At 60.2% G+C, this 11,982-nt stretch carries 14 protein-coding genes and 1 tRNA gene; 8 read left to right on the top strand and 7 right to left on the bottom strand.

The features are described 5' to 3' along the window. The first annotated feature begins 102 nt into the window (after nucleotides 1-102). From hemA to rtcA, 5 genes are read left to right on the top strand one after another with little or no spacing between them, the layout of a single operon-like run. Nucleotides 103-1,353 (top strand): glutamyl-tRNA reductase, encoded by a 1,251-nt coding sequence (gene hemA / locus H035_RS0103280; protein ID WP_022947577.1) that lies wholly within the window; start codon nucleotides 103-105, stop codon nucleotides 1,351-1,353. A 5-nt stretch (nucleotides 1,354-1,358) separates the two neighbouring features. Continuing rightward, a complete protein-coding gene (prfA, locus tag H035_RS0103275; RefSeq protein WP_026596219.1) occupies nucleotides 1,359-2,444 on the top strand; it encodes a peptide chain release factor 1 in 1,086 nt (361 codons plus the stop codon). A gap of 15 nt (nucleotides 2,445-2,459) precedes the next feature. Continuing rightward, entirely contained in the window at nucleotides 2,460-3,299 is an 840-nt protein-coding gene (gene prmC, locus H035_RS0103270; protein WP_022947575.1) for a peptide chain release factor N(5)-glutamine methyltransferase, read from the top strand. Next, on the top strand, nucleotides 3,300-3,722 hold the full coding sequence (locus tag H035_RS0103265) for a Mov34/MPN/PAD-1 family protein (protein WP_022947574.1): 423 nt from the start codon (nucleotides 3,300-3,302) through the stop codon (nucleotides 3,720-3,722). Continuing rightward, on the top strand, nucleotides 3,719-4,747 hold the full coding sequence (gene rtcA, locus H035_RS0103260) for an RNA 3'-terminal phosphate cyclase (protein WP_022947573.1): 1,029 nt from the start codon (nucleotides 3,719-3,721) through the stop codon (nucleotides 4,745-4,747). Before H035_RS0103265 ends, rtcA begins: the two co-directional genes overlap by 4 nt. On the opposite strand, the gene H035_RS0103255 is transcribed toward rtcA, so the two are convergent. The 7 genes from H035_RS0103255 to H035_RS0103225 form a co-directional block, all read right to left on the bottom strand. Then, a complete protein-coding gene (locus tag H035_RS0103255; RefSeq protein ID WP_022947572.1) occupies nucleotides 4,738-5,499 on the bottom strand; it encodes a ferredoxin--NADP reductase in 762 nt (253 codons plus the stop codon). The genes rtcA and H035_RS0103255 overlap by 10 nt on opposite strands. Then, a complete protein-coding gene (gene ald, locus H035_RS0103250) occupies nucleotides 5,496-6,611 on the bottom strand; it encodes an alanine dehydrogenase (RefSeq protein WP_235044533.1) in 1,116 nt (371 codons plus the stop codon). Before ald ends, H035_RS0103255 begins: the two co-directional genes overlap by 4 nt. Beyond that, nucleotides 6,608-7,045, bottom strand: coding sequence for a host attachment protein (locus tag H035_RS0103245; protein WP_022947570.1), 438 nt, complete (start codon nucleotides 7,043-7,045; stop codon nucleotides 6,608-6,610). The genes ald and H035_RS0103245 overlap by 4 nt, the downstream gene beginning before the upstream one ends. A gap of 63 nt (nucleotides 7,046-7,108) precedes the next feature. Further along, nucleotides 7,109-8,113, bottom strand: coding sequence for a glucokinase (glk, locus tag H035_RS0103240; RefSeq protein ID WP_022947569.1), 1,005 nt, complete (start codon nucleotides 8,111-8,113; stop codon nucleotides 7,109-7,111). Next, nucleotides 8,110-8,529, bottom strand: coding sequence for a secondary thiamine-phosphate synthase enzyme YjbQ (locus H035_RS0103235; RefSeq protein ID WP_022947568.1), 420 nt, complete (start codon nucleotides 8,527-8,529; stop codon nucleotides 8,110-8,112). Before H035_RS0103235 ends, glk begins: the two co-directional genes overlap by 4 nt. A 28-nt stretch (nucleotides 8,530-8,557) precedes the next feature. After that, a tRNA-Ser gene (locus H035_RS0103230) sits at nucleotides 8,558-8,647 on the bottom strand. A gap of 208 nt (nucleotides 8,648-8,855) precedes the next feature. Then, nucleotides 8,856-9,470 carry a cytochrome b/b6 domain-containing protein gene (locus H035_RS0103225; protein ID WP_022947567.1) on the bottom strand — a complete coding sequence of 205 codons (615 nt, stop codon included), beginning with the start codon at nucleotides 9,468-9,470 and terminating at the stop codon, nucleotides 8,856-8,858. Nucleotides 9,471-9,706: 236 nt separating this feature from the next. Here H035_RS0103225 and H035_RS0103220 point away from each other — a divergent pair, with 236 nt between their 5' ends. From H035_RS0103220 to H035_RS0103210, 3 genes are all read left to right on the top strand, one after another. Beyond that, nucleotides 9,707-10,141 carry a GlcG/HbpS family heme-binding protein gene (locus tag H035_RS0103220; protein ID WP_022947566.1) on the top strand — a complete coding sequence of 145 codons (435 nt, stop codon included), beginning with the start codon at nucleotides 9,707-9,709 and terminating at the stop codon, nucleotides 10,139-10,141. 121 nt (nucleotides 10,142-10,262) lie between these two features. Continuing rightward, entirely contained in the window at nucleotides 10,263-11,189 is a 927-nt protein-coding gene (locus H035_RS0103215) for an ABC transporter ATP-binding protein (RefSeq protein WP_022947565.1), read from the top strand. Then, the gene (locus H035_RS0103210) at nucleotides 11,186-11,947 is read left to right on the top strand and encodes an ABC transporter permease (protein ID WP_022947564.1); all 762 of its coding nucleotides are present in this window, start codon (nucleotides 11,186-11,188) and stop codon (nucleotides 11,945-11,947) included. Before H035_RS0103215 ends, H035_RS0103210 begins: the two co-directional genes overlap by 4 nt. The last annotated feature ends 35 nt before the right edge of the window (nucleotides 11,948-11,982 follow it).

Genomic DNA, 11,982 nt, shown 5'->3' with positions numbered 1-11,982 from the left:
CCTTATTTCAGGTGACCGGCGTTTCGGCTAAACATGCATATTGGTTTAATTATATTTTGTTTTTAAAATTAAGAATAATCGGATACAGGATTTGCATGCCGCATGATTTTACTCGCTCTTGGACTTAACCACACCACCGCCCCCATCGCCATACGCGAACAGCTCGCTTTTCCCGCCGACCGTTTGGGCGAATGGCTGCACGGGCTGCGGACCTTGCCCGGCGTCCGGGAAGCGGCCATCCTCTCCACCTGCAACCGGACCGAGCTGTATTGCGCCACCGAACAGGCCGACCGCCATCTGTTGGTCAACTGGCTGGCGCAGACCCAAAACCTGACCTCCGACGTATTCGAACCGTATCTCTACGTTCACACGGACGCGGAATTCATCCGCCATCTGTTTCGGGTCGCGTGCGGCCTGGATTCCATGGTTCTGGGCGAACCCCAAATCCTGGGCCAGATGAAAACCGCTTATCGCACCGCCCACCAAGCCGGCACCTTGGGCAAGACCTTAAACCGCCTGTTTCAGCACACTTTCAGCGCCGCCAAGAAGGTTCGCACCGACACCGCCATCGGCACCAGCCCCATTTCGGTCGCTTTCGCCGCCGTGCGCCTGGCCCAACAAATCTTCGACGATCTGGGCGAACAAACCGCCCTTCTGATCGGCGCCGGCGAAACCGTCGAATTGACCGCGCAACACTTGCACCAGCAGGGCATCGGGCGCATCATCGTCGCCAACCGGACATTCGACAAGGCCCACACCCTGGCTTCCCAATTCGGCGGCTACGCCATCGCCTTGCGGGAGCTTTCCGCTCATCTGCACGAGGCCGACATCGTGGTCTCGTCCACCGCCAGCCAACTGCCGATTCTGGGCAAAGGCGCGGTCGAGCGGGCGATCAAACAGCGCCGCCACAAACCCATGTTCATGGTGGACCTGGCGGTGCCGCGCGATATCGAACCGGAACTCGACCGCCTGGAAGACGTCTATCTGTTTACCGTGGACGATCTCAAGGGGATTGTCGAGGAAAATCGCCGCGCCCGGCGCGAAGCGGCCTTGCAAGCCGAGGAAATCATCGCCATGGAAGTGGAGCACTTCCTCGCCTGGCTGCGCTCCCAAGGGGCGACCGATACCATTCGCAGCCTACGGTCCCAAGCCGACCAGCTGCGCGAAGAAGCCCTGGCCAGGGCAAGACGCGCCCTGCGCCAAGGCGCTTCTCCGGAAGAAGCCCTGGCGCTTCTCGCCCACACCTTGACCAATAAGCTGCTCCACAATTCCTGCGCCCAACTCAGACAAGCCGGCATCCACGAGCGCCATGATTTGGTCGCCGCCGCCCGGGAACTCTTCAAACTCAATTGACCGCCGTGCAAAATTCCATCCGCATCAAACTGGACAAACTCAGCGACCGCTTCGAAGAAATTACCGCCCTGCTCAGCTTGCCGGAAACCCAATCGGACGCCGATCGATTCCGCGCGCTAAGTCAAGAATACGCCCAATTGGAGCCGATCGTGGCGGCCCATCACGATTATCGCAAAACCGCCGCCGAACTGGAGGAAGCGGAGGCTTTGCTGGAGGAAAAAGACCCCGAGCTCAGAGCCTTGGCCCAGGAAGAAGTGGGCCGAAACCAGAGCCACCTGGACGAACTGGAGCAAACTATCCAAATTCTTTTGCTGCCCAAAGACCCTCACGACAACCGCAATATCTTCCTGGAAATCCGCGCCGGCACCGGCGGTGCGGAAGCCGCATTGTTCGCCGGCGATCTCCTCCGGATGTACACCCGTTTCGCGGAAAAATGCGGCTGGCGGGTGGAAACCTTGGCCGAAAGCCCGGCGGAATACGGCGGCTACAAGGAAGTGATCGCCAAAATCGCCGGGCCCGACGTCTACGCGCGCCTCAAATTCGAGGCCGGCACCCACCGCGTCCAGCGGGTACCGGAAACCGAATCCCAGGGGCGCATCCATACCTCCGCCTGCACCGTGGCGATACTGCCCGAAGCCGAAGAGGTGGACGCGGTGGAGATCAATCCCTCGGAACTTCGGATCGACACCTATCGCTCCTCGGGCGCGGGCGGTCAGCACGTCAACACCACCGACTCGGCGGTGCGCATCACCCACTTGCCCACCGGGATCGTGGTGGAATGTCAGGACGAACGTTCCCAGCACAAAAACAAAGCCCGCGCCATGACCCTCCTCAGAGCCCGCCTCCTGGCCGCCGAACAAAACAAGCGCCAAGCCGAACAGGCATCCTCCAGGCGGCTTCAGGTGGGGTCCGGCGATCGCTCCGAACGCATTCGCACCTACAACTTTCCCCAGGGCCGGGTGACCGATCACCGCATCAATCTTACCTTGTACAAACTGGATGAAATTCTCGCGGGTAACCTGGAGGAACTGGTCACCCCGCTCGTCCAACAGCATCAAACCGACCTGCTGACGGAAATGACCAACGCTTGAAGCGTCCGACCGACCATGACCACCATCTCCGAACTACTCCGCCAAGGCAGCGATCATTTAGGCGCGACTTCCGCATCCCCCCAACTGGACGCGGAACTGCTTCTGGCTCACGCCACGGGAAGCGCGCGCGCGCACCTGCGGGCGTGGCCGGAAAAAACGCCCGATCCTGAGCAGCAAACCTATTTTCGTCAGTTGCTGGAGCGCCGCCGAAACGGCGAGCCGGTGGCTTATATTCTGGGACGGCGGGAGTTTTGGTCGCATGAATTCTTGGTCGGGCCGGGTACACTGGTTCCCCGCCCGGATACCGAACTCTTGCTAGAACAGGCGCTCCTCCTGCTGCCGATGGGCCAATCCGCCACCGTGGCCGATCTCGGTACCGGTTCGGGGGCGATCGCCCTATCCCTGGCCCTGGAACGACCGCAGGTCCAGCTGATCGCCACCGACACCTCACCTGCTGCCCTGGCCTTGGCCCGGATCAACGCCCGCCGCCTCGGCGCATGCAATGTGACCTTCCTGCAAACCGATTGGTTGACCGGTCTGGCGCCGGACAGCTTGGACGGCATCGTCAGCAATCCGCCCTACATTCCCGCCGACGACCCTCACCTGCAGCAGGATATCCGCTTCGAGCCCGCCGCCGCCTTGATCGGCGGCAACGACGGCCTGGACGCCTACCGCCGGCTCATTTCCCAAGCTCGCCGCCGCCTCAGGGCCGGCGGTTTCATCCTGTTGGAACACGGCTACGATCAATCTCGCGAGGTGGCCGATTTGTTGGCCGATGCCGGTTTCTCCCGGATTCGCTGTCATCGCGACCTGCAAGGTCATCCCCGCGTCACCCAAGCCCTATGGAGCCCTTGAATGTCCCCCCAACCCGTTCTTCTTCCACGGTCCCTGGTCAACCAACTGCTTCACCAAGCCCAAAGCCGCCCCGATTTCGAGGTTTGCGGCCTGGTCGGCGCGCACGAGGGTCATCCGACCCATGTGTATCCGGTGACCAATGCCGCCACCGACCCCCGGCGGCATTTCCGAATGGACCCCCAAGGTCAGATCGAGGCCATGAAATCCCTGCGCGAACGAAGCGAAACCCTGTTCGCCATCTATCATTCCCATCCCCACGCCGATGCCTTTCCCTCCGACGAGGATTTGGAATGGGCCGCCTATCCGGAAGCCCTTTATCTGATCATCTCCCTCAACACCAAAGGGGTGCTGGAAATGCGCGGTTTCCGTCTCGTTGACAGCAGGATTGAGGAGGTCTCGCTGGCAATGGAAGAAAGGATGTGAAACCGCCGCTTCGGATCGACGGTTCGATGGGGGAAGGCGGCGGGCAAATCCTTCGTTCCGCCCTGGCCTTGTCCCTTCATCTGCAGCGTCCGATTCATCTGATCAACATCCGCGCCCAGCGCCGTCCTCCCGGCCTGCGCCGTCAGCACCTCACTTGCCTTCTGGCGGCAGCGGAGCTGAGCGGGGCAACCCTCGAGGGGGCCCAAATCGGCTCTCAGGAAATCCACTTCACCCCCGGCCCATTGCGCCCCGGGCGCTATACCTTCGATATCGGCACCGCCGGCAGCACCACCCTTCTGCTCCAGGCAATCCTGCCGCCCTTGCTTTTGGCCTCCGGCCCCAGCCATTTGACCCTGCATGGCGGCACCCACAATCCCCAGGCCCCGCCCTTCGATTTCCTCGGCCAAGTGCTTTTGCCCCAGCTTCAGCGGATGGGGGCCCGAGTGCGGCTGCACCTGCAGCGTCCCGGTTTTTATCCCCGGGGAGGGGGGATTTTGGCGGCGGAAATCGAACCGGTCTCCCGGCTCCATCCCCTGGAACTGACCGAACGGGGAGAAATCCAAGAAATCGCGGCCCAAGCCGTGGTCGCCGGCCTGCCGCGTCATATCGCGGAGAGAGAGTTGAAAGTCCTGGCCGAACGCCTCGATCCGCCGCCGGCCCGATCGGAAATCGTGGAACTCAGTGAATGCGGGATCGGCAATATCGTCACCGCGACCGTGCGTTGCCGCCATGTCACCGAACTGTTTTGCGGTTTCGGCGAGCGCGGCGTGCGGGCGGAGAAAATCGCCGGGGCCTTGGCCGGCGAGGTGCGAAACTACCTGGACGCACAAGTCCCGGTCGGCCCCCATCTCGCCGATCAGCTATTGGTTCCCCTGGCGCTGGCGGGCGGCGGCCGATTCATCACCCTACCCCCGACCCGTCATACCACCACTACGATCCGAGTGATCGAAGCTTTTCTACCCTGGAAATTCTCTCTGGAACAGCAATCCCCCACCCATTGGCAGGTGGGCCTTCCTCACCAATAACGCTCGATGGTAATCTGCCCCGGTTGTTTGCGCCGATTTTCCTCGAACCCCCGGGAGGTCAGCAGCTCGACGGTTTCCTTGACCATGGACGGATTGCCGCAGATCATCACTTGGCTGTCTTCGGGACACAGGGAAAGACCGGCTTCCGATTCCAGCGTCCCGTTCTCGATGGCACTGGTGATCCGGGCGCGAAGGGTGCCCGGCGACGCCTCCCGAGTGACACAGGCCAGGGAAACGAAACGGTCGGGATATTGGCGCCGGAAGGTCTGAAGGGTCTCCCGGTAGGCCAGTTCCACCCGGGTCCGGACCCCGTGGACCAGGACGATCCGCTCGAACCGCTCCCATGGCATAGACGTTTTGAGCATGGAAATAAATGGCCCCAGCGCCGTGCCGGTCGCCAAAAGCCATAAATCGCGTCCCTCCGGCACCTGACTGAGGGTGAAAAGCCCCGCGCCCTTGCGCGCCACCCAAACCTTGTCGCCCGGCGCCAGATCCGCCAGGCGGGGGGTCAAGCGCCCCTCGGGAATCTCGATGAAATAGAAATCCAAAGGCTTCTCGTCCGGCGCGTTGACGAAGGAATAGGGCCGGCCGACGAATTCCCCATCGATCACCAGCCCCAGCCGCCCGAACTGGCCCGCCTCGAAAGGTTCAATCTCCGCCTCCACCCGCAACGAGTAAAGCCGGTCGGCCCAGGTATACAACTCGATTACCCGCCCTTCGCACCACTTGCGCGGATCGACCGTCCCCGTCATGACAGCAACTCCTTCAGATCTCGATAACGTTCTTTCATCTCCCAAGCCTCGGCCACGGCGGGATAAGTGATCCATCCCTGATATGTGTTCACCGCGCGCGCCGCCCCGGGATCGACAACGAAGGATGCCAATCCCTCGGCGGCCAATTTCCGGATGGAGGGCAAGGTCTCGCGCGTCAGGGCCAAGGTGGCGGCGCGGGGATAGGCGCCGGGCATGTTGGCGACGCAGTAGTGAATTACATCGTGACGGACAAATACCGGATCGCCGTGGGTGGTGGGGTGGGACGTCTCCACGCAGCCGCCCTGATCGATGCTTACATCCACGATCACCGAGCCTTGCGGCATGGTCTGCACCATCGCCTCGCTCACCACGTAAGGGGCCCGGGCACCGGGCACCAGCACCGCGCCCACCACCAGATCCGCATCGGCGATCTCCGCCGCGATCGCTTCCGGGGTGGAGAGAAAATAGCGAAAAGTGGGACCGAATTTTTCCTTGAGCTGCTCGCCGCGCTCCCGGCTCAGACCGGCCATCGCCACTTCAGTCTTCATGGCGCACGCCCGCTGGGCGGCGTGCTGGCCCACCACGCCGTCGCCGATGATGACCACCTTGCCGTAGCCGATATCGAGCACATTGGCCAAAAGCGTGCCCCGACCGCCATTGAAGCACGCCAGGTAATACGCCCCCATCAGGGTCGCCATATTGCCCGCCACGCCGCTCATGGGCGCCAAAAGCGGCAAGCCTCCCACCTTATCTCCCAAGGTCTCGTAAGCCACCGCCGTGGTTCGAGTCTCCAGGAGGGTGTGCAAAAGCGCCCGTGGCGTGGCGGCCAGGTGGAAATAGGTGAAAACTATCTGCCCCCGCAGAAAACCGTATTCGGCGGGCTGGGGCTCCTTGACCTTGAGCACCAATTGACCGTCCCACGCCTCGGCGGCACTCCCCAAACGGGCGCCGGCGGAGCGGTAGACTTCGTCGGAAAAGCCGGAACCCTCGCCGGCGCCCCGCTCGACCGTCACCGGATGTCCCGCTTCCACCAGCACTTGGGCGCCCTCCGGCGTCAAGGCCACCCGGTATTCTTCGGTCTTGGTCTCTTTCGGCACCCCGATTCGCATCATTCCAACTCCAATGCCGCCTTGCGAATGGCCGCCTCGTCGTCGCGGACCAGATTCTTGCTCACCGCGCGGGCCACCAACTTCAGGCTCGCCGGCGTCATGTGCTTGCGCAGCATTCCCAAAAACTCGGGGGCGGCCACCAGCACCAATTCCTCGAACCGGCCGGTGGCGCGCATCTTCTCCAGATACTCGGCGATTTCCTTGGCGAATACTTCCGCCTCGTGCTTTTTAGGATCGACCTCGCTTTCCATCAAATGACGCGCCTGCCCCATCCGATCATGGACATGCCCGGCGTTATCGGCGTTGATATCCAACACCCGGGAACGGGCCTTCGGATTGGCCATGCCTTCCCATTCCCGCATCGGCTTGACACGGCTTTCGGCCAGGAAAACACGCGCGCGGCTGCTTTCCGCCGCCACTACCCAAGTTTTCTTCATGTCCTTTCTCCTATCCAGCGTTGTGGTTGCTCCATCCGGGCTTCCATTGTACACAGCCCCTGTTCAGGCCCGAAGCATGTGGCTTCGCGCCCATTCCTGAGCCCCGATCAATACGGTATCCGAATTCAACACCACTTTCACCGAAACCTTTCGCAGCATCTCCTTGAATCGTCCCTTGGCGGCAAATCGAGCCATGAATCCGCCCTCCTGCAGGATCGGCAAACTTTTCGGCGCGATCCCGCCGGTCACATAGACACCACCCAAAGCCAGGCTTTTCAAAGCCAAATTGCCGGCTTCGGCCCCATAAATCCGGGCAAACCAAGCAAGCGCCCGATAACACAGCACATCGCGCCTTTCGACGCCCCAGCGACCGATGACCGCCGCCGGATCCTCTTCCAGCATGGCAGCGGCCACTTGGAGATTTTCGCTGGCGGGGTCCTGAGCGCGCAGAAAATGATAAATGGCCACCAAACCGGAACCGGATAGAATCCGCTCGTAGCTGACGTGTTCGGGGTAGCAGTCGCGCAACCACTCCAGTAAGCGGTCCTCGGACACATCCAAGGGCGCGAAATCGCAATGACCGCCCTCGGTGGCAACCACCAGCGGATCCTTTTCGGGGTGCAAAATCAGCGCTTCCCCCAAGCCGGTACCGGCGGCGATCACCGCCCGGTTGGCCTGGTCACGCCGCCGGGCGGCCGGATTCAATTCGACCAATTGGGTTTCCGGAAGATGAAGAATGCCGAAGGCCGCCGCTTCCAGATCGTTGAGAAGCTGTACCGGCGTCCCCTCCAGCAAATCGGACAGCCTCTTCGCATCCAACCGCCAGGGCAGATTGGTGGTCCGACACACCCCGTCCTCGACGGGTCCGGCCACCCCGAAACAGGCGGCGGCAACCGGCCGGTCGTCGCCCTGCACGAACTCGGACAGAAGATCCTCGAAGCGGTCGTAATCGGCGCTGGCGAACCGCGCTTCCCCCAGCACGCGCAATCCTTCCTCGGAAAAGCATGCCAGCCGCAGCAGGGTCTTAGTGCCGCCCACATCGGCGGCCAGCACGACCGCTTCGCTCATTCTCCCTGCAACGTCGCGATCACGGTGCGGCGCCCACCGCGGTTACGATGCTCGCCCAGATAGATTCCCTGCCAGGTACCCAAACGCAGGCGTCCCTCGCCGATGGGAATGGTCACCGACGGCCCCAATAAAGAAGCCTTGATATGCGCCGGCATATCGTCCGGCCCTTCCAAGGTGTGCTCGTAATAGGGGGCGTTCTCGGGAACGAAATGGGTAAAATGCGCCTCCATATCGGCGCGCACGCTGGGGTCGGCGTTTTCGTTGATGGTCAGGGAGGCGGAGGTATGGCAGATGAAAAATTGCGCCTGACCCACCCGGAAGTCACGCAATTCCGGCAGATGCTCCAACAGTTCCCGGGTAATAAGATGAAACCCCCGGGATTTAGGCGACAAGACGATTTTCTTTTGAATCCACATATGGAACCCCCGGGATCGGGATGGGTAATGGCGGAGAGGGAGGGATTCGAACCCTCGGTACGCTTGCGCGTACACCTGATTTCGAGTCAGACCCGTTCGGCCACTCCGGCACCTCTCCAAATAAATGCGGCGGATTCAGGAATTATGACTCCTTGTGTTTCTTAAAAAATCAGCGTTTTCAAGAAATTATCGCATTCAATATCGCGCCTGCTCGGCCCGAAGCGACCATAGAATACATGATGTGTCGGGATCTTGTCACATTTTGGTTTTGTTGCAAGGGACAGGCAGGCTTGTTCACGCCGCTTGCCGACGTGGCTGTGCGACCTTTACTCGTCTTGGCGCTTGCGACCGGTGAACATGGCTTTCACCAGATTTTCACGGTGGACGAAGCTCGCCAGCAACACCCCACCGATATGCACGATCACCAGGGCCAAAGTAAAGTTGGCGAGAAACTCGTGCAACTCCTCCCAAAAATCTTCGGCTTCTTCCAGCGCTTGTTCATTGGCGAATGGCGAGGACGGAGAAACTTCTCCCGTGAAGCGCGCCAAGGGACCGGTGCCTTCTTCCAGCGCCAGAACCTCCATACCGCTCCAAACCGTTGCGGCAAGCATGACCAACAACACGACCACCATCGCGCCTCCGGCCGGGGTGTGGCCGAGATAGTGCCGACCGCTCCGCAAAGTGAGCAAGTCCCACGTGTAACGAACGACGGCAACCGGCGAGTAGATGAAGTCGCTGAAACGCGCGTGCCGCGGCCCGATCAACCCCCAGAGGACGCGCACAATCACCACCGCGCCCACGGTGTATCCGGCCCAGGTATGGGTCGTCAGAAAATCCTCTTCGGTAAAATACGCGACAAAGAACGCGACCACCAAAACCCAGTGCAGGATGCGCACCAACGGGTCCCAAACATACACCATCCGGTCGGTTTGGCCTGCCATATTCTGACTCCATTTAAGTTCTAAGCAGATCACATCTATCCGGAGATGGCACGCACCGTTTTATGCCTGCCGGATCGAGCACCACTTCAGGATATATCCCTACTCTACAAAGCACCCTCCTGATCCGCAACAAAACCAGACAAGTTCAATGGAATTTGAGAGATGATGTTACCCAATTTCGAAATTTCTCTAGAACGCCTATAATCACTGAACCCCCTGACAACCGGAGAAAATTCATGCATGTCACCTCTGAAGATGCCCAAAAGATCATTCAAGGCGCCCTGAAAAAGGCGGAAGAAACCCAAACCCGGATGTGTATCGCCGTGGTGGATTCCGGCGGCACGCTCAAGGCTTTCTACCGAATGGACGACGCCTGGGTCGGCAGCATCGATATCGCCATTAAAAAAGCCCGCACGTCGGTCTATTTCGGCATGCCGAGCGGCGAAATCGGTCAGCTGTCTCAGCCCGGCAAACCGCTCTACGGCATCGAGCATTCCAATGACGGGCTGATCACCTTTCCCGGAGGCGTGCCGATCGTCGATGACAACGGCTTCATGCTGGGAGCGGTGGGCGTGAGCGGCAGTTCGGTGGAAAATGACGACATCGTGGCCCGCGCCGGCGCCAAAACCATCGGCGTCTGCGATCTTCCCGAACATCCGTGGCGCACCTGATCTTTCTCGAACTGCCATTGCCAAACCCCTTTCCGCTCCTTGCCAAGGGATATAAAACCCTAACCTCGCCTTGCCGGCCCGACGAGCCGGCAAGGTTGCAACCGAACCACTAGGACTTCGCGTGCCTCCCATCATCTCAGTAAGAGGTCTCAGCAAAACTTATGCCTCGGGCTTTCAGGCGCTGAAAGACATCCATCTCGAAATCCGGCGCGGCGAAATCTTCGCCCTGCTCGGTCCCAACGGCGCCGGCAAAACCACACTGATCAGCATCGTTTGCGGAATCGTCAGACCGAGCGGAGGCGCCGTCACGGTCGACGGGCATGACATCGTTGCCGACTTCCGCGCAACGCGGTCGAAAATCGGCCTGGTACCTCAGGAACTGTCCACCGACATGTTCGAAACGGTATGGGCCACGGTGAGCTTCAGCCGCGGTTTGTTCGGCAAGCCCGCCAATCGGCGCCACATAGAAAAAGTCCTGCGCGCGCTGTCCCTGTGGCACAAGAAAGACGCCCAGATTCAAACCCTGTCCGGAGGCATGAAGCGCCGGGTGATGATCGCCAAGGCGTTGTCCCACGAACCGAGCATTCTGTTTCTCGACGAACCCACCGCCGGGGTCGACGTGGAGCTTCGGCGTGAAATGTGGGACATGGTGCGCGATCTGCGCGCCAGCGGCGTCACCATTTTTCTCACCACCCACTACATCGAAGAGGCCGAGGAGATGGCCGATCGCATCGGCGTCATCCACAACGGCGAACTGATCGTGGTGGAAGAGAAAGCGAGGCTGATGGAAAAACTCGGCAAGAAACAGCTCGCCATTTATCTGCAGCACCCGCTCGATCACCTGCCGGAGGAACTGGCAAGGTTCCCGCTGGAGCTCTCTCACGACGGGACCGAGCTGATATTTACCTACGATTCTCGCCATGAACACACCGGCATCGCGGATCTCTTGCGGCGCCTGAACGAGCACGGCGTCGACTTCAAGGATCTCCGGTCCCGTCAAAGTTCGCTCGAGGAAATTTTCGTCAATCTGGTGAGGTCGCGGCCATGAATTGGTACGGCATCAAAGCGATTTATCGATTCGAGATGGCGCGTACCGGCCGCACCCTGATGCAAAGCATCCTTTCGCCGGTCATCTCGACTTCGCTCTACTTCGTCGTATTCGGCTCGGCCATCGGCTCGCGCATGATCGAGATCGACGGCATCAGCTACGGGACCTATATCATTCCCGGACTGATCATGCTGATGCTGCTGAACGAAAGCATTTCCAACGCGTCGTTCGGCATCTATATGCCGAGGTTCATCGGCACGATCTACGAAATCCTGTCCGCGCCCATTTCCGCAGTGGAAATCGTCGCCGGATACGTCGGGGCCGCGGCGACCAAGTCGGTGATCGTCGGCTTGTTAACCCTGGGGACGGCACGCTTGTTCGTGGATTACCACATCGCCCATCCGTTTTTGATGTTCGGCTTTCTGTTGCTTACCGCGTTGTCATTCAGCCTGTTCGGCTTCATCATCGGCATCTGGGCGGACAGTTTCGAAAAGCTGCAGATCATTCCGCTGATGATTCTCACCCCGCTGACTTTTCTGGGCGGGACCTTCTATTCGATTCACATGCTACCCTCACCTTGGCGAACCCTATCCATGTTCAATCCGGTGGTCTATCTGATCAGCGGTTTTCGCTGGAGCTTCTATGAAGTCGCCGATGTGGATATCCTCATTAGCTTGGGCGTGATTCTATCGTTTCTGCTGGTTTGTCTCTTCGCGATTTGGTTAATTTTCAAAACAGGGTATCGGTTGAAAGCTTGAGGAAGAGGAAAAGCTGTCACAGAAATGAGCAAATA

This window comes from Methylohalobius crimeensis 10Ki, assembly GCF_000421465.1.
Lineage (GTDB): Bacteria > Pseudomonadota > Gammaproteobacteria > Methylococcales > Methylothermaceae > Methylohalobius > Methylohalobius crimeensis.
The sequence above is the reverse complement of the archived record's forward strand: the minus strand, read 5'-3'. Positions and strand labels throughout refer to the sequence as shown.